Raw genomic sequence first — 23,955 nt, 5'->3', positions numbered from 1 at the left:
GGCCGACGCGACCCCCGCGGACCCGGTGTCCGCGGGGGCGGGAGGTCACGGCCTGCCGACGGCGTCCTCGCCGGAGGCGCCCAGCCGCAGCGCGCCGGCCAGCGCGGCTCGCGACTTCACGTTCATCTTCCGGTAGATGCGCGACAGGTGCGTCTCCACCGTGCGCGGGCTGAGGAAGAGGTCCTTGGCGATGTCCTTCGTGCGCTCGCCCGTGGCGGCCAGCCACGCGATCTCCGCCTCCCTCGACGTGAGCGCCGCGGTCGCGGTCCCGTCCACGACCTCGGGCCGTGCCGACCACGCCTCCGGGTGCGCGGCCTGCGCCCGCTCGTAGTCGCCCCAGGCACCGCAGGAGGCCACCAGCTCCTGTGCCAACGCCATGAACAGCACCGCGTCGCCCTCGACAGGAGAACTGCCCGCCGCGGCCACCAGCGCCCGGAGCTGGGCCGCCGACATCCGCACCTCGGAAAACGACTCCGCCGCATCCGCATAGCTCGCCACCGCGCCCTCGACGTCACCCTCGGCGCGTCGCAGGTGCCCCTGCGCGCTCAAGGCGTGCCCACGTTGCGACCGCAGTCCCGTCGCGTCCGCCGCCGATGCCGCGGCCCCGGTCCACCGACGGGCGGCCGGCAGGTCGCCCAGCGCCACCGCGGCCTCGGTCAGCCGCGTATAGCACAGCGCCCTGTCGATCAGCGGAACCCCGGGCAGGCCCGGACCGCCCAGGCTCAGCACCAACGCGGTGCAGCGCAACGGGTCGCCGTCGGCCAGCGCCGCGAAGGCGAGCGCCAACACCGCCTCGGGTCGCCCGTAGACGCTATCCCGCGGGAGGGTCGCCAGTGCCTCCTCGGCCAGCGCCAGCGCCCGGCCGCAGTCGCGCTCCACCGCCAAGGCGCACGTCGACTCACGCGCCAGCGCCAGGGCGCGCAGTTGGTCGGCGCCCATCCCGGCGGCCAACCTGGCCGCCTCCGCCGCCGCGGCCGTCGCCTTGTCGAACTCGCCGATCTGCAGCGCGGTGACGCTCAACCCCAACAGCATGGTCGGCACCTGGTGCAGCGTGCCGCGCCGGCGCACCAGCTCGGCGGCCCGGGTGAAGTGCCGCCGTGCCGCCGCGAACCGCTCCATGTTGACCTCGGTCCACGCCAGCATGCCGAGGTACTCGCTGTGCTGGCCGAGGTCGGAGTCGGCCAGCATGTCCACGATCGCCGCGCAGGCCGACACCGCCTCGGCCGCGCCGCGCACGTCGCCGGTGAACAGCCGCTCGAACCCGGCCGCCGCCAGCGCACCCACCCGGTTGATCGGCCCGCTGTGGCGCAGGGCCATGTGCAGCGTGTGCTCGATGCGGGTCCGGGATCCGCGCCCGCCGTGTGCCAGCGAGATGAACTGCTGTGCGAGCTGCAACTCGATCCGCAGCTCGTGGTGGTCGGCGGGCACCCGCGCCATCTCGGCGTCCAGCAGGTGCGTCGCCTCCTCGAAGGAGCCCAGCATGCACTCCAACTGCACGCACCGGATCACCGCACTGGCCCGGTCCTCCGGCGATGCCGAACCCATCGCAGCCAGGGTGTCGCGGTACAGCGCCGAGCTCTCCGCGACCCGCCCGCACGCGGCCAGGGCGGCGGCCCGCTGGAGCGACACCTCCGCGCGATCCGCCTGGTGCGTCTCGTCATCCGGCCACACCGCCAGCACCCGGCCCAACCACTCGGCCACGGCCACCGGCTCGTCCGCCCCGACCTGCGCCGCCGCCCGCGCCACCAGCCGGTGGCACTGCGGATCGGCCAACCCCAGCAACGCCTCCACGTGCTCGTGCTGCTGCTCGTACGGGGCCTGCCGGGCCAGCATCACCTCCAGCGCCCGCCGGTGTGCCGCCGCCCGCCACTCGGGCTCGGTGTCGTCGTAGACCACATCGCGCACCACCGGGTGGCGGAACGCGTAGGTCATGCTGCCCCCGGCCGTGCGGAACAGGTCGCGGTCGACCAGGCGGGAGCTGATCGCCCGCACCTCGTCCGGGTTCCGTTCCGCCACCGCCGACAGGCACGCGATGTCGAAGCGGCCGGCGACGACGGCGGCGGCCCTCAACACGGCCCGCTCGTCGGTGTCGAGCGGCGCCAGTTCACCGAGCAGCCCGGCCGCCTGCTGGTTCGGTGGCGCCTGTTCGGCTCGCGACAGGATCAGCAGGTACGCCGGGTTGCCGCCACTGCGCTCGTGCAGCCGCAGCAGCCGCGGGTCGTCGGTTTGCAGCCCCACCACCTCGGCGGCCTGGGACAGCCCCAGGGGCCGGACGACCACTCGTTCGGCGGTGCCGATCTCCCGGGCGTGCGCGAGCGCGTCGACCATGCGCTGCGCTGCCTGCCGCGGCCTGTGCACGACCACGAGCAGCAGGTTCGGAATGGTGAGCGTGATCAACCGCTCGACGAGATCCGTCGAGCTGTCGTCGGCGTAGTGGAAGTCGTCGAGGACCAGAAGCGTGCGCCGGCAGGCCATGGCTTCGATGAGTTGGAACACCTCGAGCATTTCCAGCGGTGTGCGGCGGGTGCACGTGCTGGGATCGGAGCGGCCACGCAGCATGTGCGCGAACGGGTGGAGGGCGCTGTGCCGCTCGCGCTCGGTGCACCGCCCGACCAACACCTCGTAGCCACGCCGGTTGGCTGCCGCCACGAGTTCGGACACCAGTCGGGTCTTGCCGCTGCCGGGTTCGCCGGTGACTTCGACGAGGTGGCCGTTCGTCGCGTCGACCACGTCCAGTGCGGCGGTCAGTCGGTGGGCCTCACGGACGTGGACCGACCGAGGCACGGCTGATTTCAGAGATTCCCTCAATGCCGTTGACCCCCGTGGCAGGCAGTGTGGATCTATTCACGTTACCTGATGGGTCACTTGTCCGGTGTGAATATCGTCGATATTCTGTTAATCAGGCGGACCGGTCGTGATGGGCCCGCGGCTTCACAGCGGTATGTTCGCGTGCCACCCGCGGGCCGGCGGCGTCGCCGCGATCGCCTCGGCGATGCGTCGCCTCGTCCGAGCGGGCTCGACGACCTCGTCCACGACGCCCAGGGCGAGCCCCCGCCGCACGCCTCCTGCGGCTTGCTCCTGTTCGGCGACCAACCGGGTCAGCAAGGCGGGCCGCCCGTCCTCGCCGGCAGCCGCCAACTTCTTGCGGTGCAAGACTTTCACGGCCGCCTCCGCGCCCATCACCGCCACCTCGGCCTCCGGCCAGGCGAACACGGCGGTCGCGCCGAGCGACCGCGAGTTCATCGCGATGTAGGCACCGCCGTACGCCTTGCGCGTGATCAGCGTGACCCGCGGTACCACCGCCTCGGCGAACGCGTGCAACAGCTTCGCGCCCCGCCGCACCACGCCCTCCCACTCCTGCCGGACACCGGGCAGGTAGCCCGGCACGTCCACGACCACGACCAGCGGAATGCCGAGCGAGTCGCACATCCGCACGAACCGCGACGCCTTCTCGGCGGTCAGCGAGTCCAGGCAGCCGCCCTTGCGCAGCGGGTTGTTGGCGACCACGCCGACGGAGCACCCGGCCAGCCTGCCCAAGCCGACCACGACGTTGCGGGCCCACTTCGGTTGGAATTCGTGGAATCGCCCGCCGTCCACCAGCCGGGCCAACAGCGGGTGCACGTCGTAGGCGCGGCGCGGATTGTCCGGCAGCAGGAGCCGTAGATCCTCCTCTTCGCCGAGCAGGGACATGTCGACCGACCCCGGCGCGGCGAGCAGCGCGGTGACCTCCCGGCCCGTGCGGAGGGCATCGTCCTCGGAGTCGGCGAGCAGGTGTGCCACACCCGACCGCCTGCCGTGGGCTTCCGCGCCGCCCAGACCCTCCTGGTCGATCTCCTCGCCGGTGACCGAGCGGACCACGTCCGGACCCGTGACGAACAACCGCCCGCTCCCGGTGGACAGGACGACGACGTCGGTGAGCGCCGGCCCATACGCCGCGGCGCCCGCCGCGGGCCCGAGGATCACCGACACCTGCGGCACCACCCCCGAGGCGCGGGTCATGGCGGCGAACATGCGTCCGACGCCGTCCATCGACTCCACACCGTCGGCCAGCTTCGCGCCGCCGGAGTGCCACAGCCCGATCACAGGCTGCCGGCGCCGTACCGCGAGTTCGATCGCCCGCACCACCTGACCCGCCCCGGCGGCGCCCAGCGCGCCCGCCATCGTCGTCGCGTCACTGCAGTAGGCGACCACCGGGATCCCCTCGACCAAGCCGGTGGCCACCACGACCTCGGCCCCCACCGCGCTGCCCAGGACCGTGGCCGAACCCGGGTCGAGCAGGCGCTCGAGACGGGCGACCGGATCACGGGGATCGGCAACGGTGGCGGACGGGCCCCGCGTGTCGAGTGCTGTCATGGTGGCAGTGTGACCACCGCTGCTAAAGCATCGATTGCGCGCGCCGGCGTTGGCCGGATCACTCCGCGATCGCGGTTCGGCCGACCCAGCGGAAGATCGGGACGCCCTCCTCGTCCACCGGGTTCGTCTCGTCGCGGACGAAGTGCTCGTAGCCGGCTCCGAAGTTGAGCTTGATCTTGTCAGTCAGTTTCTGCACCTGCTGGAAGCGGAGCTGTCGCGGGAGGTGGTCCGGGCCTCCGGTCAGGATTACGTCGAAGTTCGGCATTCGCGCTCCTCGGTGTGGTCGGCGGATTCGTCCTCGGTGGTTCGTCGAGCCGCAGGACCGAACCGGTGGTGCAGCCGCTGCGCATCAGGTGCAGGTAGGCGTCGCGGACGTCCATCCCCATCCCCGACGTGCCGCCGATGCACAACCCGCTGCCCTGCCAGTTCCATGGGGCCGCTCCCGCCTCGTTCGTCGACCCAGGCCGGGACCAGCCTCGGGCAGGGCGCTAAAACGCCGCCTGCGCGGTGCTTAAGGGGCGGCCCGCGGCCCGGTCCAGTGACCGGCAGGGCAACCGGGCCGCGCAGCAGCATCCCGGTCTTCCACCGCGCCGGGGCCGCCCGGAGAGCCGGGCACCGGGCAGGCGGCGCAGCAGCGCCTCCACCGCCACGGCCTGGACGGTGCGCACGTCCTGGTGCCGGGTGGCCAGCCACCCTTCGGCCCCGTAGGGCATCCGCACCCGCGCCGGCGGCTCGTGCCGGCGCAGCCGCGCGTAGGCCGGGTCGACCTCGGCGTCCAACGGGCCGCCGAACGAGAAATCGCGGACCCCGGTCATCGCAACATCCCCTCGTGCGCCCGGCGTTCGCCGCCGGAGCCCCGGTCACAGGCCACCACCACGCACGGGCCCATCGCCCGGACCCCCGCCGGCCACGGCCGCCGCCAGAGCCGGTGGTGCCCGGCGACCAGCACCGTGGCCGGACGCGGCAGCTCCAACCGCGCCAGGTCGTACACCGCCCGGAAATCCCACGGGACGCCCGTAGGCGCGAGCACCCCTGCGGCGTGCTCGAACGACTCCGCCTCCACCTCGTCGTCCCACGACACGAATGGCGCCATCCCGCCAGAGAGCCACGGCAACGCCCGCCGCAGCCGCAGCACCACCAGCAGGGGCTCGCCGCCGACGCCGACCAGCCGGGCACCGTGCCGCACCGTGGCCAGGCTGCACGAGCGGTCGTCAATCAACGCGACCACGCGCCGCCCCGTCGCGGACCCGCCGGTCACAACGGGACGTTCCCGTGATCGCCCCGGGCCCCGGGGGCGCGGGCGGTGGCCTCGCCGAACGCCCGCACCAGCCGGCACCGGGTGTCGGCCGGCCGGACCACCTCGTCAATCACCCCGTCCGCCTGCGGTGCCCGTCGACCAGTTCGGCGCACAACGCCTCCCGCTCCCAAGCCGGCCCTTCGGGCAGCATCAGCACCGGCACGCTCGCCATGCTCAGCTCGGCGGCGAGCATGAGACCGGCCGCCCCGGCTCCCGCGATGATCACGCGTCGGCTCAGTCGTGGAACGCATGCCGTTCCCTCTCCAGTGGCCGGTTGGTCCGACCGATCATCCGGAGGAGGGCTAAAGCGGCGCTTGCCGATCCCAACAAAAATGATCACCGTGGTGGCGTCGAGCACGGTCAATGTGGATCATGCCGGTTCCCGATCGGCTGTGTCTGCAAGGCATCCTGTGCGTGCCGGCATCCAGCGAATCCTGCCGCAGGAGCTTGGCTTCGGCTCCGGGACGACCCAACCGGCGGCGACTGCGCGATGGGAACGAGGCCACTGTCCGGTCACGTGCATGCCCGTCAGCGCCAATCGGCAACGTCACTGGTGACCACGTCGGAGATCGAGTGCCCACGTCAAAAACCACTATCCGCTGACGTAATCGCGGACGACCGCCCGCCCCGTCAACCGTAAGAACCGGGCGCGGCCCGCTGCATCGGCATCGCCGAGGCCGTACACCACGTGCCTACCTTCCTGCGGCATCAGGGTGATCAACGCGTCCTCGTTCAGCGCGACCAACTCGAACGACTCGTCATCCTCGTCCTCATCCGACGACGACACACTGACCCACGCGCGACCGTCGGCGTCCACACTCACCACCCAGTCACCTGCGGCGGACCGATACGTCCCGACAGCCCGGTTCGCGTCGACAGGCCGAGGATTCGCCGGAGGAGAGGGAAGTTCGGGCTGGCGCACGCCCGCCAACGAGTTCAGCAAGTGCCCGAACACCTCGCTGAACACCGGGAACACATCACCGCCGTTGGTCAACATCGCCACCGCGACACCCTCATCGGGCACCACGCGCACGAACGCACGTTGCCCCATCGTGTAGCCGCTGTGGCCTAACACGACAGGCCCGCCGTAGTCAGGCAGCGACCAGCCGAGCCCCCAACGGCCGTTGACCAACCCGGGCTCAGGCACCTCGACCTGAGGCTCTCGCATCGCGTCGTACCCGGGCGTCGAGAGAAGGTGCCGGACGAAGCCGAGCAGATCACGCGCACTCATCGCGAGCATCGCACCAACAGGAGCTGCGGCCGGCACAAGCGACCACTTCTTCACCGGCTCAAGCGGTGCGTCCGACCGCGCCCGTTCGTGCCCGACCGCGGGCAGGGCCAGAATCGCCTCATCGACGCACGTCGCGACATGGGCCAGGCCGAGCGGTGTGATCAGGTGCTCGCGCAGCGCGCGGTTGTACGACTTGCGGCGCAGCACCTCCACGAGCCTGCCGAGCACCACGTAGCCGCTGTTGCAGTACGAGAAACGCTCACCGGGCGCGAAGAACTGGACGGCATCGGCGAGCGCCTCGACGTACTTCCGCACCGCGTCGTCGTTGCGGCCGGTGTCGGTCCAGATATCCCCGTCGAAACCCCCGGTGTGGCTCAGAAGCTGCCGAACGGTCACGGTTCTGCTCGCGACCTCGTCGGCGAGCCGGAACCCGTCGAGGTACTCGGACACCGGCCGATCCAGGTCGACCACGCCTTCGCGCACCAACTGCATCACCAGCGTCGCGGTCCACACCTTGGTGATCGAGCCGATCTGGAACAACGCGTCACCGGTCACCGGCACACCGGTGGCCAGGTTGAGCACACCGGCCGCAGCATCGACAACCTCCCCGTCCACCAGCACAGCCACCTGGGCCCCAGGCAGGCCATTCCGAGCCGCAAGCTCCGGTAGCACCTCGCCGAGCCACTCACCAACGGCTCGCGCTCGACCAGCCAATTCCCCGCTCCGCTCCACTCGGCGCCTCTCAGCGCGCGCGTCCCACCGAGGCTACGGCGCCACACGCGCCCGTCGTCCCGGCCGGAGTCCGCGAAGGTGGGCTGTGGCAGGGTTGGGGTCGTGCGTTCGTTGGACGGGCTCGACTCCGCCGCCCTGGGGCCCTTGTGGAAGGCCGTGCACGACCGGCTGTCGTCGGGGCAGCGGGTGAGCCGGGTGAAGGTCGGTCCCCTGGACGACGAGCAGCGGTCGGCCGTGGCCGATCTGCTGGGGAACGATCGCCTGCCGGGCGAGTACGCGACGGTGTCGGTGGACGGGCTGGACGAGTTGCTCCGGGAGTCGGTGGGAGCGGGCGTGCGAGAGGTCGTCGTGGCTCTACGAGGACCGCTCGACGACCGGGCCGCACGGCGGGCGCTCGCGGCCGGCGCGCGGTCCGAACTGTGGACGTGGTTGCGCGGGCACCCTGTGGTGAGCGCCCAGCCGGCCTTGCTGGAGTGGGTGGACGGCGTTCGGCCGGCCGGGCTCGTGGGTGGCTCCGTCGAGCGCACCCGGGACGTGCTCGAACGGGCCCTGCGGGTCGTCGGTGGGCTGCCCGCGGCGGGTGTGCCGCTGCCGGTGTTGGCGGAGGACGTGCTCGGCGATCCGCACGCCCTGGACGAGGGAACACGGTGCGCCGGGCTGGTCCTGCGGGCGTTGGCGGTGATCCACGGTGTCGACCTGCCCGGGGACGCGCAGGAGCGTCGGGCGCTGTGGGAGCGCGCGGGGGTGGTCGAGGATGAGCTGTCGTCGGTGGTCCTCGCCGCCGGGCTGCGGTTGGGCGGTGTCGGCGGTCGGCTGCTGCGGGTGTGCGCCGACGAGGGGCACGTCGCGGCGCTGACGCTGGCGCAGGTCCGGGCCACCTCGTTCGCCGGGGCGCCGCGGGACGTGTGGGTGTTCGAGAACCCGAGCGTGCTCGCGGTGGCGGTGGCCCGGTTCGGCGCCTCGTGCCCACCGCTGGTGTGCACGTCGGGCTGGCCCAACAGCGCCGTGATCGCGCTCCTGCGGGGACTGTCCGCGGCCGGGTCCGCTCTGCGCTACCACGGTGACTTCGACGGCGAGGGCGTTCGGATCGCCGCTCACGTGAGTGCGCGGACCGGGGCCACGCCGTGGCGCATGGCCACCGACGACTACCTCCTGGCGCTGGGCGGCACGCGCGTCGGCACGCCGGTGGGGCGGGTCACCGAGGCACCGTGGGACGGCGGGCTGGCGAGCGCGATGCGCGACCACGGGCTGGCGGTTCCCGAGGAACGGGTCACCCCGCGACTGCTGGACGAACTCGATGATTGCGGCCGGGATGTCGGTGGTCTGCCGTAACGTGCCCGACCGGTGGGAGGAGGGCTTCTTTGGAGGCCATGCGCGTGCCGCCGGAGATGTTCCGGTTCACCACGGGCGAGCGGGCCGAGCTGTACGTGGCGATCCTGCACGCGTTCGGTGAGGCCAACGAGCGGTTGGAGACCGCTCTCGGGCTGGACGACGTGCGGGCGAGGCTCCGCTCGGTGGGGTGGCTCGACCCGCTGGACGACAAGGACCTGACCGGAGCGCTCGGGAGCCTGCGCGACTGGCGGCTGCTCGACGTCACCCAGAACCACGCCGAGAACTACCGGACCGCCGACGAGTACGAGCGGCGCAACCTCCAGTACTCGTTGACCAAGCGCGGTGAAGCCGCCCTGGCCGGTGTGGTGCACGCGATGGGCGTGCTGGTTTCGACGGGCGCGCTCCAGACGGCCGTGCTCGACGCGATCGCGGACCGGCTCGGTGAGCTGGTCGCGCACCTGGGTGATCCCGGGGTGCCGGATCGCCGGATCTTCAGCACGCTGGTCGAGCTGGAGGGTCACCTGGAAGCGTTGCGGGGCAACACCAAGCAGTTCAACGGCGAGTTGCAGCGGCTGCTGCGCGCGGAGGGAGCCGACCAGGAGACGTTCCGCGAGGTCAAGGCGGCGACCGTGGCATATCTCCAGGAGTTCACCACGAACCTGGAGCAGCGGGCGCACGCCATCGCCAACCGGGTCGGGCTGGTCGAGGCCGGCGGGGTGGCTCTCCTGCACCACCGCGCGCTGGTCGGCGCCGAACTCCCGCCCACCTCGGGCGACGACCCGGGGGTGGCGTGGTTGGAGCTGCGCCGGGCCAGGTGGGAAGGGTTGCGCGCGTGGTTCCTGCCGGTGGACGGCGGCACGCCCAGGGTGCAGCAGCTTTTCGTGGTCGCCAGGCGGGCGATCATCGCGTTGTTGCAGGTGCTCGACCGGATCACCGAGTCCAGGCGCAGGTCGACCAGTGCGGCAGCCGACTTCCGCGAGCTGGCGCGCTGGTTCGCGGTCGCGCCGGGGGAGGAGGATCTGCACCTGCTGTGGTCGACCGCCTTCGGGCTCGGTTCGGCCCGGCACGCGCACCTCGGGCACCCCGACCCGGAGCTGGTGGGGTCGTCCGCCCGGTGGGCCGACGCGCCGCCGGTGGAGGTGTCGGCGTTGCTGCGCACCTCGGGGCGGACCGAGCGGTTCAGCCGCACCGGGCGGGTGCGCGACGTGGCCGCGGTCAAGGCCGCGCGCGCCGAGTCGGCTCGTGCGGAGCGGGCCGCGCTGAAGGCCGCGTGGGACCGGTTGGACACCGGTGGCGGCATCAGGTTGTCGCAGTTCGGGCGGTTGGATCACGAGGTGCTCGAACGGCTGCTCGACCTCCTCGGGCGGGCCTTGGCCGCGACCCCGGACCGGCACGGCGTCCACCGGGCCACCACGGGCGACGGCCGGGTGGAGATCCTGCTGAAGCCGCCTGGTGCGCACCGGGAGCAGGCCGTGCTCAGCACACCGCGCGGCGTGCTCACCGGCCCGGACTACGACGTCGAGATCCGCACACCGGGTGGTCGCGCGGCACGGCCGCCACGGGGCGCCGCCGAAGGAGCGGCGACCGGATGAGCAACCTGGCGAACCAGCTAGTCATCGCGGAGCGCGAGGAGGTCGCGCGGGCGATCCGCCTGCTGCTGGCGACACCGCTGATCGGCGCCGGGACCGCACCCGAAGCCTTCGACCTCGTGCGCAGGCGGCGCGAACCCGTCGAGAAGTGGTTCGACTACTACTGCGGGTGGTCGCTGATCGTCGAACCCCGTCTGGGGTACGCGCGGCTGGCCAAGGTCCGGGTCGCCACCGACCCCACCCGCCCGGCGCGACGGCACCGCACCGGGCGGGCACCGTTCGACCGCCGCCGGTACACCCTGCTGTGCGTGGTGGCCGCCGAGCTGATGGCGGTCCCGGTGACCACGGTCGGGCTGCTGGCGGACCGCGTCGCCCAGGCGTCGGCCGCGGACCCGGCGCTGCCGCCGTTCGACACGTCCAGCCGCGCCGAGCGGATGGCGTTCGTCGACGCGCTGCGCCTGCTGGAGTCCGTCGGCGCGGTGGACGTGGTGGACGGCGCCACCGAGTCGTTCGTGGACTCCGCCGACGCGAAGGTCCTCTACCGGGTGGACGCGACGCTGCTCATGCGCCTGCTGGCGGCCCCGGTCGGCGCGTCGCAGGTCGCGGTCCCCGCCGACGAGGTGCCGCTGCGCTTCCCGGAGCTGCTGACCCGGCTGTCCCGCGAACGGCGCTACGGCGATGCCGACGAGCCGGGGTCCGAGGTCCAGCGCAACCTGTGGCTGCGGCACTCGGTGTTCCGCAAGCTGGTCGACGACCCGGTCGTGCACCGCGACGAGCTGACGCCCGCGGAACTGGCCTACCTGTCTTCACCGACCGGTGGGCAGCTCCTGCGCCGGGCCGCCGACCAGGCGGGGTTCCTGGTGGAGGAACGTGCCGAAGGCGTCATGTTGGTCGACCCGGACGGCGTGGCCACGGACAGCCGGTTCCCCGACGACTCCGGCAACGCCAAGGTCGCCGCCCTGCTGCTGCTCGACGTGATCACGGCCGGAGCCGGACCGGTCGCCGTCGAGCAGTTGCACGCCGAGGCCGAAACGCTGCTCGGCCGCTTCCCCAACTGGGCCAAGGGCTACCGCGTCGAGGACGGAGCCACGCGGCTGGTCGCCGACGCGCTGGACGTGCTCAGGGCGTTCGGCCTCGTCCGGCTCGACGGCGGTGTCGTGCGAGCCCGGCCCGCCGCCACCCGCTACGCGGTGACCCGAACGAGTGCCGACGAGGTCGAGGACAAGACATGACGGTGACCGAACTGCCGCGTGCCGAGGTCGGCGCCGGGCAGCGGAACGTGTCCAGGTGGGTGCCGCACCGCGCCGGGATCCTGAACGTGTGGCGCTACTACGACGAGGTCTTCCGGTTCCACAAGGGACGGTTGCTGCTGCGCGGTCCCAACGGCACCGGCAAGTCGAAGGCGCTGGAACTGCTCCTGCCGTTCCTGTTCGACGCCAACCTGCGCGCCAACCGGCTCTCCACGTTCGGCACGTCCGAGCGCACCATGCACTGGAACCTGATGGGTGAAGGCGCGACCGGCGCCACCAGGGTCGGGTACGTGTGGCTGGAGTTCCGCTTCCCCGGTGCGGACGGCTCGCCGGACAGGTGGTTCACGTGCGGCGCGCGGCTGGCCGCCACCAGGCACACCACGGCGGTGCACCCGGACTACTTCACCAGCGGGCAGCGCATCGGCGTGCCGGGTGGCCTCGCCCTCACCGACCCGAACGGCGCGCCCCTCACCACCAAAGCCCTGGAGGCCGCGCTCGGCGAGCGGGGCACGCTCCACCAGAACGCGGCGGACCACCGGGCGGCCGTGCGCTCGACCCTGTTCCCCGGGTTGAGCGAGCAGCGCTACGACGCGCTCATCACGGCCCTGCTCCAGCTCCGCACGCCGAAGCTCTCGCAACGGCTCGACCCCGGGCTGCTGTCCACGTTGCTGTCCAAGGCGCTGCCGCCGCTGGGCGAGGCGGAGATCAGCGACCTCGCGGAGGGCTTCGAGCGCTTGGACCGGCAGCGTGAACAGCTCAAACGCCTCGACGCGGAGGTGGAGGCCGCGCAGCACCTCAAAGCCAGGCAGCGCGCGTACGCGCAGCGCGTGCTGCGCGCCGCGGCAGCGAGGCTGATCTCCGCGACCACGGAGCTGGGCAACCTGGCGGACGCCGCGAAGCTCTCGGAAGAGGAGCACCACCGCGCCGCGCAGCGCAAACAAGAGGCCGAGGAACGCGGCGAGCTGCTGGAACAGCGCACCGTCGAGACGGAGGGGCGCATCCAGGGACTGACCGGCAGCGAGGCGTACCGGAAGGGCGAACAGCTCGACCGGCTGCGGACCCGCGTGCGCGAGGCCCGTGCGACCGCCGGGAAGAGGCGCGCCGACGCGACCCGCCACCGCCAAGCCGCCCAGGCCGACGCGGAGGTGGCCGACACCGCCACCCGGCACGCCGGGGCACGGGCCGCGACCGCGGGGGCGCTGGCCGACGGCGCCTCGACCGCCGCCGCCCGCGTCGGTCTCGCCTCGGTGCACGCCGAGATCACCCGCGCCCTCGCCGACCCCTCGCGGTCGCGGACCCTGCTGCGCGCCGCGGTGCAGGCGCGTGCCGAGCAGGTGGAGGCCGTACGCGCCGCGGTGAACGAGCACGAGGTGGCGGTCAACAGCCGGCGGGGCGCGGAACAGGCGCTCGACGAGGCCAGGGAGGCCCTGGCGTCCGCCACCGAACGGCGGGCCGAACTCGCCGACCGGCGCGAGGCCGCGCTCGTGGAGCTGCGGGCCGCCATCCTGGCGTGGGCGGCGGACTGCCGCGAGCTCGCCTTCCCCGACCACGGGGCACTGGCGGGTCTCGCGGCGTCGGAGACCGCCGTGCTGACCGAGACCGATGCCGCCGCGAGCCGCGTGCTGGACGCCATCACCAGGGACGAGACCCTCGTCGGAACGGCGCTGGAGAACACCGGACGTGATCGGGACGCACTGCGCGACGAGGTCCGGCGCCTGCTGGCCGAGGAGGACCTGCCTCCCCTGCCGCCGCACACGCGCACGGCGGACCGCGGGACGATGACCGGCGCGCCGCTGTGGCGCCTGGTCCGCTTCGCCGACACCGTGCCCGACGGCGTCCGCGCCTCGGTGGAGGCCGCGCTCCAGGCGTCCGGGCTCCTGGACGCCTGGGTCGGCCACGACGGAGCGGTCATCGGACACGACACGTTCGCCGTGCCCGGCGCCGTGCCGCCGGCGCCGGGTCGCTCACTCGCCGACGTCCTCGTGCCCGAGGTCGACACGCCCGTGGCCGCCGATGTCGTCGCCCACCTGCTCGGTGGCGTGGCCTACGGGGACAGCCCGCCCGGCACGCACCCGGCCGCCATCGGCGCCGACGGTGGTTGGCGCATGGGCAACCTGCGCGGCACTTGGCGCAAGGACGAGGCGGCGCACATCGGCGCACTCGCCAGGCAACGGGCCCGGCAGCGTCGGTTGACCGAACTGCGCGAGCGGATCACCGCGTCGGAAGAGCTGATCGAGACGCACACGGCCGCGTTGCGGTCGCTGGCCGCACGCAGGTCGGACGTCGAAGCCGACCGGCGCGCCCGGCCAGACCACGCCGACGCGAACGCGACGCTGGAGGCCCTGACCAGGGCGGATGCGGCGGTCTCCAGCGCCGACGGCGTGGTCCGGCGCTCGCTGGACGGCCTGGCGAAGAGCGAGCAGCGCGTGGACCGAGCCTTGCGCGCGCTGACCACGACGGCGGCCGAACACGGCCTGCCCACCGAGCGGAACGCGCTCACCGCCGTCGCGACCGCCGTGGACGCCTTCCGGACCGCGTCCGACGCGTGGATCGACGAGCACGCCGCGCTGCTCACCGCACGTCGTGAAGCGGACCGGACCGCCGAGCAGGCCCAGCGGTCCAGGCTCGCCGCCGAGCAGCGCGAGGACGAGGCGGACGACGCGGAAGCCGTGGCCCGCGGACTCGACAGCGAGCTGGACGCCGTCGAAGGCACCATCGGCGTCGACTACCGGCAGGTGCTGGACGAACTCGCCGGCCTGCGCGAGACGCTGTTGACGCTCAGACAGCACGTCGGCACGAACCGGAAGGAGATAGCCGCCTTGGCGGTGCGCCTGGGTGAGCTCACCGCCCAACGCGCCAACGACGCACGTGACCGCGACCGTGCCACCGAGGTGCGCGACCAGGTCGCGGCGCGGTTCCGGCACCTGGCGGACGGCAGCTTCCCGGCCGACAGCGGTCTGGACGACCCGACCGCGTTCAGGCGGGTGCTCACGGCGTCCGGTGGCGTCCGGGCAGCGCTGGACGCGGCGAGGTCGATCGCCGCCGCGTGGCCGACGCTGCCCCACTCGCCGAAGAACCTCGGCGACGCCGCACACCGGCTCGCCGAGGAGGTGCACGCGTCCCGCGAGGTGCTGGGCGGCCGGGCCGACCTCGAACTCGATTCCGACGAGGACGTCCAGGTCTTCTCCGCGATGGTGGACGGGGTGAGGATCGGCGCTTCGGCGCTGTTCGACCTGCTGAGGTCCGACGCCGAGCGCAGCAGGGAGGACATCACCGCACAGGAGCGCGAGCTGTTCGACCGGACCCTCACCGGGGACACGCGCCGCCACCTCGCCGCCCGGATACGCCAGGCGCACGAGCTGGTCGATGGGATGAACGCCCGCCTGGAGCGCGTGCGCACCGCGTCGAAGGTGGCGGTGCGGCTGGTGTGGGAGGTGTCGCCAGAACTGTCGGCGGGCACGAAAGCGGCACGCGACCTCCTGCTCAAGGACCCGGTGCGACTGACCGAGACGGACCGCGAGTCGCTGCACCGGTTCTTCCGCGACCGGGTCGAACAGGCCAAGGGCGACGACACGGCCGCCAACTGGGAGCAACAGTTGGGGCAGGTGTTCGACTACACCTCCTGGCACCGGTTCGTGGTGAAGGTCGACCGCATGAACGGAGCGGGCTGGCAACCCCTGACCAAGAAGCTCCACGGGGCGCTGTCCGGCGGCGAGAAGGCGATCGCACTGCACCTGCCGCTGTTCGCGGCGGTGGCCGCCCACTACCAAGCCGTCGCCGGTGCACCGCGGATCATCCTGCTGGACGAGGTCTTCGTCGGCGTCGACAACATCAACCGCGGCCAAGTGTTCGAACTGCTGTCGGCGCTCGACCTGGACTTGGTGCTCACCTCCGACCACGAGTGGTGCACCTACCGCGAGTTGGACGGCATCGCGATCCACCAGCTCATCAGCGGCGGGGACGGCGACGACGCCGTCACCACGGCCCGATTCGTGTGGACCGGCGCCGAGGTGGTCGACGAAGAAGCGGAAGAGGACGCATGAGCGCGTTCCGACGCGGTCCCAGGGCGCACCCCGAACCCACATCACCGCACTCTCCGGCCGTGTCACGTGTCGGGCGGTTCCGGTGCGCCCACGCCAACGCCAGCCAGGTCTTGCCGATCCTCCGGCCCCACCGATAGCCGACGCTGCCGCCACGCCCACAGATCGGCGCCAACGGTCCCCGCACAGCCGCGGCCAACCGTCCGGCACGGCGATCGCCGCGGCTGCCAGGGCCAGGGCACGGACCGCAGGTTCATGCTCTCAGCACTATGCAACAAGCCAGCAGTAGCGCCGCGAACAGGAGTGCAAGGCGGGAGTCGACTTGTTTGGTGTGGAGATGCAAGCCGCCGTGTACGACACCAACCTGCGCTGTCGGGCCGCCGCTTCGACCGACTGTGTTGTGCAGTTCCTGCCATTGCCGATTCGCGATCGACATCGCCATGTGCCCTCTCCGCTTCGCCCGATCACTGCCGCGAGCCCACCGCATCACCGATGGGCATGGACGAACAGGCCGGTGGCGACAACTTCGCGAAACCGCGACATGACGGACTCCAGCGCCTCTGAGTCCAGCATGCTGACCGTGTGGGGCGTATCCGAGCAGACGAGGTCAGGGCACTCCGTGCGGCACTGTCGGCGCGGTTGCGCGACGCAGACGATCGCGAGGTGACCGGACTGCCCGCTGCGGTCCAGCGGCTTGTCGGTCGAGCGAGCGCCGGTCGTTTACGGGCCGGGCTCACGTGGCTCGTCGTACGAAACCGCGTTGCTGCGAACCTCTCGGCGCCCGAAGTGTGGCTGTGGGTGGAGACTTCAGGGTTGCGGGGCTTGCGCACCAAGGTCGCGGACGCCGCCCGTCTGCTCGGCATCTCGAGTCGACAGGCCCATCGGCGGATCAAAGCGGTCGACGTGATCGTGGCGGGGTTGCTGGACACGTTGGCCGTCGACGGCTTGGCAGGACCGCCGCCACCGGAGTTGAGCAACGATGAACTGCTCCTCACCGCACAGGGCGACAGCTTCACAATGCCTGAGCCGGCCCGCGCACTCGACGCGCTCACGTCGTACGCGCGCAACCGACAGCCGTCGTTGCGCAAAAGCGGCCTCTACCTCGACCGGCACAAGGACAGAAGATACCGTGATGCAAGTCGCGTCGGCGGGTGGCTGGCTACGTTGTTGCACCACCCGCCGTTGAGCACCGGGATACCACGTCCTCTGACGGACTGCGCCGGAATCGAACTGGCCGACGACCCGCAGGTAGCACTGCAACAACTTCGTCAGGTGATCATCGCCAAACAGCGAGACGTGCTGCCGGTACTGCTGGCGCATACGGCCCGGCTCATTCCGGATGTCGCCGCGGCGGGTGTGGATGCTTGGTTGTCGTATCTGCACCTGAGCTATCACGCCGCGATGGAAGTCGAACACGTGTCCGCGCTGCGCTTCGCCCAGGCATTGCAGAATGATGCCGAGCGGTTTGCAGGCGTGGGCGATCCGCGTGTGCGGAGAGGGTTGCAGGGACGCGGCCACATCCTTCAGATGTTCGGCCACTACGAGGCGGCGCTGTCCTGTTTCATGCGGGCGGTGCGACACGCTCTGCACTTCCCTCCGAGCACCGACTCAGAGGACGAGCTGACGACGACGCACGGCGCCTTGGCACAGATTGTGGTCACGCTGGCGATGTCCGGCCGAGCCGGACATGCGGACGGTCCTGCCCGTCGCATGCTGGCGGAAGCCGACCGACTGTCGGACGTGTCGGAGATCCGGTTCACCACCGCGCGCCGCATGTTCGAACTCGATCTCGTGAAGAGCACGAGACCGGACGTGTTGGAACTGTCGGTGACTTCGGGTGGTCGACATTCGCGGCTGGAAGCCCAACTCGATCGGTTCCTCGAACTAGCCCATCACACCGGCAAACCCAATCGCATCTTGGCGGCCCACGACATCACCCTGCTCTATGCAACCGTCACGCGCGACCGCGGCTTGGCAACCTCTGCCCGAACAGATTTCGCCCACACCACGGAAACCGACGGCTACGCCAACCTCAGCGACCGCTTCAACCGCCGGTTGCGCACGGCAGCGGCCCTGTCCGGCGCCTTCGCCGACATCGCGCCTGTCCCGACTCCAACCGACCCACTCCGTGACCCGCTCGCCACTCCGGCCGGGACAGGTCTACTGCTCCCCCTCGCCATCCCAATGGCCCGCACACACAAGTCTCAGACAACTTCTCTGCCTTGACCCGTTGACGGACATCCCGGCCCTGCCGCATGATTTTCAGCGCCCACTGAGCCACTGCGCGGAGCGCTTAAAGAGCGGGGGTACAACCGCCCGACCGGTCGATGTCGCATCGGCCATCGGGATTCATCTCGGAACCGGCACGTCTCGCTATTTTCACAGCATCGACACGACGACCCGCGTATCCCGACCGATACCCCGCAACGTCGCCGAGGCCAGCGTCCGCCGCCACTCGAACCCCACATCGCCTAGACCGGCGTGGGCGCTCGACCGCCCCTTCCCCGGTGCAACGGCCGCCCGGCCACGTCCAACGCCCACTGCCCTTCGTCGGTCCTCGACCGCTGAGGCCACCTCCACCGGCGCAAGCCTGGAGCGCCCGCGGGACAACAAGACCAGGGTCAGGTGGTGTAGGGCTCGGCGAGGCGGCCGAAGAAGGTGTAGAGCCGGTGGCGGTTGGTGAAGACGACGGTCAGTTTGTTGCCGCCGAAGCGGTAGACCTCGTAGCCGCGCAGTCGCAGTTCGCGGTCCTCAGCCATCATGCCGGCATACCGGCGCGGGTCGGCCTGTCCGGTGGCTGGATCGGCGTAGTGCCGGCGGCCGTCGCATTCGATGACGATGCGGATGCACCGTTGGCGGTCAGTGGCTGTGATTCGGGGCGATCGTGTCGTGACTGGCGTGGTGAAGGTCGTCGAGTTGCTGTTGGACGCGTTCGGTGTCGGCGTCGCGGCTTTGTTGCCGGTACAGGTCGAGGGCTGTCCTCCACGCTTCGCGGGCTTGGTGGTGTTGGCCGAGAGCAGCGTATGAGTGGCCGAGGTGGTCCAGAACCACGACGGCCTCGGCGGTGTTGCCGACCGTGCGGTACAGCAGAACGGCCTGCTGATAGTGGTCGATGGCCTGGCGGTGATGCTCGGTGTGGTGGTCGATCCAGCCGAGGCTGTCCAGGGTGGCCGCCTCGGACTGGGGATCGTGGTGGCGGCGGTGCAGGGTGAGGGCAGCCAGGCAGTGTTCTCGGGCGGTGTCGTAGTCGCCCAGGCGGGCGGCCAGCCAGCCGACGGCGTTGAGCTCGACGGCCTCCCACACCGAGTCATCGAGTGCACGAAAGAAGCCGAGGGCTTGGCGGCCGTGCTCCAGTGCCTGTCGGTAGTCCTCCCGGCGCTCCCAGGCCCACGCGAGTGCGTCGTGGGTGTGAGCCTGCTGGGCGAGGTCGTGGTGGTGTTCGGCCAGGGCGAGGGCCTGGTGCAGGTGGGTGATTGCCTGCTCGTGCCCGCCCATCATGGCGTGGGCGTGGCCGAGACGACGCTGAGCGAGGGTACGGGCGGCGGGATCGAGCAGGCGGTCCGCTGCGTCGGCGGCGGCCTGCCACACGGTGAGCGCGTCGTGTCGGTGCCCCCGCCGCTGGTGGAAGGTGGTCAGGGCCCAGGCGAGCTGCCAGACGGCGCGATGGCGGCGGTGGGCGGCGGCGGTGTGTTGGACGGCCAGTAGGTGGGGGTGGTGGGCGTCCATCCAGGTCAGTGAGGTCTGGACGTCGGACAGCCGCGGCTGCGGGTGGGTGCCGGGTGATGGTCGATCGAGCGAAATGGGCGGGCGGTGGGGGTTGAGCAGGCGGTCTGCGGTGTGGGCGGTGTGCAGGTAGAAGTCCACCACCCGTTCCAGCGCCGCTCGGCGTACCGAATCCGGGAGGTGACCGTGGGCGGTCGCGGCTGCGTAGGCGCGGATGAGGTCGTGCATGGTGTAGCGGCCGTGCGGGTGCCGGTCGAGCAGTGAGGCATCCTCCAAGGCGCGCAACGCTTTGCGGGTCTGAGCCTCGGACAGGCCGGTGAGGGAGGCGGCGGCGGACAGATCCGTGTCCGGGCCGGGGGCAATGCCGAGCAGCGCGAACACCGTCCGCTGCTGGTCGGTGAGCCGGCGCAGAGACCAGGACAGCACGGCGGGAAGGCTGGCGGCAGGGTCGGTGTCGTGGTCGAGCATGTCCAGACCCAGGTCGCGCAGTTCGGCGGCGATCTCGGCCAGCGGGATGGTGGGGTGGATGGCGGCGTGGCGGGCGGTGATCGCCAACGCCAGCGGGTGGCGTCCGCACAGCTCGATCAACTCGTCGGCCGTGTCGGACTCGGCGTCGCCGCGCGCCTCATCAAGGCGCGCGGCCAGTACGGTACGTGCCTCCTTGTGGGTCAGGACGCCCAGTGGGAGGTGACGGGCTCCGTGGCGGTCGATGAGGGACGCCAGCCTGGTGCGGCTGGTGACCAGCACGGTGCAGGTCGCACCGCCGGGCAGCAGCGGCACCACCTGGTCGACGGTGGCGGCGTTGTCCAGCACGATCAACATCCGCTTCCCGCTGACCAGGCCGCGGAACATCGCGGCCAGCGCGTCGAGACCCCGCGGAAGGTGGTCAGGGTCGGCGCCCAATGCGGCGAGGAATCCCCGCACGGCGTCCGCTGGTTCGGTAGGCGGCCCGGTAGGACTGAATCCACGCAGGTCGACGAACAGTTGCCCGTCGGGGAACCGGACCAGGTTGCGGTGCGCCCAGGTCAGAGCGAGACAGGTCTTGCCGATCCCCCCAGCTCCGCCGATCGCAGAGATCGACACCATCGCACCCGCCGCGGGATCAGCCGCGGCTAGGACTCGGTCCAGCGCGGCCAACTCCGCCGCTCGTCCAGCGAACACCCCTGGTGCAGCGGGCAGTTGGCACGGCACCCCCGTTTCGGGCGGTCGTAGTGGAGCGTGCAGGTGCACGTCGCCATGCACGATCCCTGCTTGCACCACAGCGGCAGCACCTCCCGACACCGCATTGGACACACCCGGCGCGCCCACACTGTCGCCGACGGCGGGCACGGGACCTGCGGTTCGTTTCGACTCGGGTATCGCCACCCGGACACCTCCCGTCCGGTCACCGACTGGCGGCTATCAGCGTTCCACCACACCAGGGTTCCCCTTGAGCGGCGTCGGCCGAAATCATCCGGCTGGTCCAACCCCGTGCCGCAGAAAGACGGACCGACCTGCACAACATCCACGGCTGCGGCGCGTTGACGTGTCACGAGATCATCGCCTTCTTAACCAACCTTCGGGTCGAGAACTGGCGTAGGTGCCGGACTCTTCGGAAGACGAAGGCATCAGACGTATAGCTGAGTCGCCATCACGGGAGCCCCCGGAGATCCGAACCGCATGGAAGGGAGTAGAGACGTAGTCCTTGAGGTACTGCTCGGGTGGTCGCCGTGGCGGCGGACCGCGGCCGAGCGGATCACCCCGTCCACCCGCAGCGGCACCGCCGGCATGCCGGTCGGCTCCAGATGGTGAAGCCGAGCCGGTGCAGCGCTCATCTCACTAGCCATCGCGAACCCGCCAACGCAGAACCGGAGCCCGCGCCGACACCCTGATCTGCACGAGCACCCGCTTCGACTCGGGAGGCCGGACTGCCGACGGTGCTTCGCCCACCGCAGTGGCCACCCCCTGCCCCTCGCTCACGGTCGCTGCGGCAGGTAGGCGGACCAAAGACGGTGCACCCCACCTCTCAGCGCGCCCCGTGGACCCCCGATTCCGTCGGGGTGCTGGCGTCAAAGGTCACCAGCGTTTCCCAAGACAGCCGCCACGGGCCTATCAAGCCACCCACCCTCAGGAGCCGACTGTCCCTTCGGCGACCCCTCCTCTCGGTCTCCAGCAAGCCCGCCCTGACCAGCCAAAAGCTGTACCGTCCGCACGACAGAGGGCCCGATTTGGACCGTGAAAGACGATCATGTAATCTAGGCGCACACCACGGCGACAGCCGAGTCCGGGTGGCGGAATGGCAGACGCGCTAGCTTGAGGTGCTAGTCCCCGAAAGGGGGTGGGGGTTCAAGTCCCCCCTCGGACACCACATCGACTGGAATTTCAGCCGCTGTGATTACGGGAGGTCACACGAAAGTGACTAACTGTGATCAAGCTACAAGTGGCGCGGCCTGAACTGAGAGCGCATCGAGCCTTGAGGCTCGATGCGCTTCTTGGCGTGCGTGTTTTCGCTTCGGTTGTCTCCACCGGTTCGGCTGGGATTCCAGCCGTCGGGCGGGTGGTGGCCGGTGGTTGAGCGGCCTGTTCCATTGTTCGTGCCGCCGCCGGTTCGGCGGCGGAAGCGTGTAGAGCCTCCTGTGATGCCGCCTGTCGTCCGTGCCGCCATCGGCGGGTCCGGGTTGATAGTGGGTGTGGCCCGCTTCGATCATTCGGGTCGTATCGGCGAGCGGTGGCTGATGGAGGCGTTGGGCTGGCCTCCGGGTGCTCGCTACGAGCTCCTTGTCGAATCGGACCGGGCGACGGTTTCCCTGTCCGCAGAAGGGAAGGGTCGGATCGACTCCCGTGGGTATGTGGGGGTCCGCGCCGGTACCCGTGATCTTCTTGGGATCAGGAAGGGGGATCCGGTGGTGCTGGTGGCGCGTCTGGACCTCGGTGTGCTGATCATCCATCCGATGCGTGTCGTCGCGGACCTGGTGGCGCGCTACTACTCCTGTATGGACGGTGTTACCGATGGGCTCTGACAGGAAAAAGGTGCGGCTGCTCCGCGAGGTGGGTGCCGCGATGGGAGTGCCGCGGTCCGCAGTGGCGGGTTCGCCGGTGGTGCCGAAGGTGGGGGAGTACCTGCTTCGTGTCCGTGCCGCGGCGACGCCGTCGCAGCTGCAGCGGTACCGCCCCTACTGGCGGCGTGCGGAGGAGGCGTTCGGTCGCCGCCGGCTGGACCGGGTCGGGGTGACCGACATCCTGGGGTTGAAGGAGTTGTCGGTGGCGCGGGCGCGGGTGCGAGCCAACAGTCGCGGTGGTCGGTACGCGGGGGAGGCGTGTGTGCGGGCGATGCGGCTGGTGTTCAAGCTCGCCACACTCGACGGATTCGTCGCGCGCGAGTCCGATCCCGCGCGCAAGGTCGCCCTCCCTCGGCGCCTGCCGTCGACCCGGCGTGCGTTGCAGCGCGAGGAGATCGCCCAGCTCGCGCAGGCGGTGGTGACCGGCGGCCACGACGTGGCGTTGGACAGCCTGTTGTTCCGCCTGCACCTGGAGACCGCGTGCCGCCGGGGCGGTGCGCTGAACCTGCGATTGGCCGACCTGGACGTGCAGCGCTGCGCGGTGCGGTTGCGCGAGAAGGGCAGCACGCACCGCTGGCAGCCGGTCAGCCCGACACTGGCCGCCGCCCTGCACGAGCACGCTGCCCTGCGCGGTGCCACGAGGCCGGGCGACGCGTTGCTGCGCACCACGAGGCACACGCCCGCCACCGGTCGCCGTTACGATCTGTTGTGGAAGCGGGTCCGGGCGGTGCTGCCCTGGGCGGCGAGTCTCGGGGTGTCCGCGCACTGGCTGCGCCACTCGACCCTGACCTGGGTCGAACGCAGCTACAGCTACGCCGTCGCCCGCGCCTACGCCGGACACACCGACGCCAAAGGCGCCCCCACCGCTACCTACACCAAAGGACTCCCTGTCGAGGTCGCCACCGCGCTGGCCGACTACACCGGCGAAGCGCACCCCCTCGCCGAGGCGGCCTGAACACCCCTTTCGGTTCGGACCGCAGCGCCCGGACCGGTTGTCCGAGGAAGCGATGGAGGTGCGGGCGTCGGCGGACGCCGGGAACCTTTCACTGTGCCAGGCTGCTACGAATGGGTCCTCGCCCGAGCTGTCGCGGCTGGTCGTTTCGCTGCGCGCCGCCGAGGGCGGCTCCCGCGACCGCGCCGCGATCCGATGCGCCCTTGTAGGCACGTGGAGGGACACCGCCAACACGGACCGCCGGGTCGGCCCCAGGTTGTGGAGGCGGTGGCGAGTCGACGCCCCCAGTGGTTGTCCGACGACCAGAACCGGACCTTGGCCACCCCTGTTCGTCGCCGTTGCCCTCCCACAGGGAGAACACCCGCCGCCGATTCGGATACGGCACCGGGGCGGGAAGCAGCGCCGTATCTGGCTCGGC

At 71.2% G+C, this 23,955-nt stretch carries 16 protein-coding genes and 1 tRNA gene; 8 read left to right on the top strand and 9 right to left on the bottom strand.

All coding sequences use genetic code 11. The annotated features are described in order from the left end of the window. Window positions 1-45: 45 nt before the first annotated feature. The 7 genes from ACQPZF_RS27495 to ACQPZF_RS27465 all read right to left on the bottom strand — a co-directional run bounded on the left by ACQPZF_RS27495 (window position 46) and on the right by ACQPZF_RS27465 (window position 7,553). The gene (locus ACQPZF_RS27495) at window positions 46-2,784 is read right to left on the bottom strand and encodes a LuxR C-terminal-related transcriptional regulator (RefSeq protein WP_433261681.1); all 2,739 of its coding nucleotides are present in this window, start codon (window positions 2,782-2,784) and stop codon (window positions 46-48) included. 147 nt (window positions 2,785-2,931) lie between these two features. Continuing rightward, the gene (locus ACQPZF_RS27490; RefSeq protein ID WP_433261679.1) at window positions 2,932-4,353 is read right to left on the bottom strand and encodes an acyl-CoA carboxylase subunit beta; all 1,422 of its coding nucleotides are present in this window, start codon (window positions 4,351-4,353) and stop codon (window positions 2,932-2,934) included. A gap of 58 nt (window positions 4,354-4,411) precedes the next feature. Beyond that, the gene (locus tag ACQPZF_RS27485; protein ID WP_433261677.1) at window positions 4,412-4,618 is read right to left on the bottom strand and encodes a DUF5988 family protein; all 207 of its coding nucleotides are present in this window, start codon (window positions 4,616-4,618) and stop codon (window positions 4,412-4,414) included. 223 nt (window positions 4,619-4,841) lie between these two features. Further along, on the bottom strand, window positions 4,842-5,168 hold the full coding sequence (locus tag ACQPZF_RS27480) for a hypothetical protein (RefSeq protein ID WP_433261675.1): 327 nt from the start codon (window positions 5,166-5,168) through the stop codon (window positions 4,842-4,844). Further along, window positions 5,165-5,581: a hypothetical protein gene (locus tag ACQPZF_RS27475; RefSeq protein ID WP_433261673.1), complete on the bottom strand. Its 417-nt coding sequence runs from the start codon at window positions 5,579-5,581 to the stop codon at window positions 5,165-5,167. Before ACQPZF_RS27475 ends, ACQPZF_RS27480 begins: the two co-directional genes overlap by 4 nt. A 139-nt stretch (window positions 5,582-5,720) precedes the next feature. Continuing rightward, complete coding sequence (locus ACQPZF_RS27470) at window positions 5,721-5,876, bottom strand: hypothetical protein (RefSeq protein WP_433261671.1); 156 nt, start codon at window positions 5,874-5,876, stop codon at window positions 5,721-5,723. A 366-nt stretch (window positions 5,877-6,242) separates the two neighbouring features. Beyond that, entirely contained in the window at window positions 6,243-7,553 is a 1,311-nt protein-coding gene (locus ACQPZF_RS27465; RefSeq protein WP_433261669.1) for a serine hydrolase domain-containing protein, read from the bottom strand. Window positions 7,554-7,715: 162 nt separating this feature from the next. On the opposite strand from ACQPZF_RS27465, the gene ACQPZF_RS27460 reads away from it, so the two are divergent. The 5 genes from ACQPZF_RS27460 (at window position 7,716) to ACQPZF_RS27440 (ending at window position 18,050) form a co-directional block, all read left to right on the top strand. Then, window positions 7,716-8,945, top strand: coding sequence for a TIGR02679 family protein (locus tag ACQPZF_RS27460; RefSeq protein WP_433261667.1), 1,230 nt, complete (start codon window positions 7,716-7,718; stop codon window positions 8,943-8,945). Between the two features lie 38 nt (window positions 8,946-8,983). Further along, window positions 8,984-10,537 (top strand): TIGR02677 family protein, encoded by a 1,554-nt coding sequence (locus tag ACQPZF_RS27455; protein ID WP_433274717.1) that lies wholly within the window; start codon window positions 8,984-8,986, stop codon window positions 10,535-10,537. After that, complete coding sequence (locus tag ACQPZF_RS27450) at window positions 10,534-11,766, top strand: TIGR02678 family protein (protein WP_433261665.1); 1,233 nt, start codon at window positions 10,534-10,536, stop codon at window positions 11,764-11,766. Before ACQPZF_RS27455 ends, ACQPZF_RS27450 begins: the two co-directional genes overlap by 4 nt. Beyond that, window positions 11,763-15,827 (top strand): TIGR02680 family protein, encoded by a 4,065-nt coding sequence (locus ACQPZF_RS27445; protein WP_433261663.1) that lies wholly within the window; start codon window positions 11,763-11,765, stop codon window positions 15,825-15,827. The genes ACQPZF_RS27450 and ACQPZF_RS27445 overlap by 4 nt, the downstream gene beginning before the upstream one ends. A 660-nt stretch (window positions 15,828-16,487) precedes the next feature. After that, complete coding sequence (locus ACQPZF_RS27440) at window positions 16,488-18,050, top strand: hypothetical protein (protein ID WP_433261661.1); 1,563 nt, start codon at window positions 16,488-16,490, stop codon at window positions 18,048-18,050. Window positions 18,051-18,445: 395 nt separating this feature from the next. On the opposite strand, the gene ACQPZF_RS27435 is transcribed toward ACQPZF_RS27440, so the two are convergent. Together ACQPZF_RS27435 and ACQPZF_RS27430 are read right to left on the bottom strand one after the other, a co-directional pair. Then, window positions 18,446-18,583, bottom strand: a complete 138-nt coding sequence (locus ACQPZF_RS27435) for a hypothetical protein (protein ID WP_433261659.1) — start codon at window positions 18,581-18,583, stop codon at window positions 18,446-18,448. A gap of 100 nt (window positions 18,584-18,683) precedes the next feature. Continuing rightward, a complete protein-coding gene (locus ACQPZF_RS27430; protein ID WP_433261657.1) occupies window positions 18,684-20,633 on the bottom strand; it encodes an ATP-binding protein in 1,950 nt (649 codons plus the stop codon). A gap of 1,175 nt (window positions 20,634-21,808) precedes the next feature. Here ACQPZF_RS27430 and ACQPZF_RS27425 point away from each other — a divergent pair. The 3 genes from ACQPZF_RS27425 (at window position 21,809) to ACQPZF_RS27415 (ending at window position 23,540) form a co-directional block, all read left to right on the top strand. Further along, window positions 21,809-21,894: transfer RNA gene (locus ACQPZF_RS27425), tRNA-Leu, on the top strand. A 271-nt stretch (window positions 21,895-22,165) separates the two neighbouring features. After that, window positions 22,166-22,546, top strand: a complete 381-nt coding sequence (locus ACQPZF_RS27420) for a hypothetical protein (RefSeq protein ID WP_433261655.1) — start codon at window positions 22,166-22,168, stop codon at window positions 22,544-22,546. Next, on the top strand, window positions 22,536-23,540 hold the full coding sequence (locus ACQPZF_RS27415; RefSeq protein WP_433261653.1) for a tyrosine-type recombinase/integrase: 1,005 nt from the start codon (window positions 22,536-22,538) through the stop codon (window positions 23,538-23,540). The genes ACQPZF_RS27420 and ACQPZF_RS27415 overlap by 11 nt, the downstream gene beginning before the upstream one ends. Window positions 23,541-23,955: the final 415 nt, after the last annotated feature.

The sequence above is a fragment of the Actinosynnema sp. CS-041913 genome (genome assembly GCF_050942485.1).
Lineage (GTDB): Bacteria > Actinomycetota > Actinomycetes > Mycobacteriales > Pseudonocardiaceae > Actinosynnema.
Note: the sequence above shows the minus strand (reverse complement) of the source record. Positions and strands in the feature narration are given on the sequence as shown.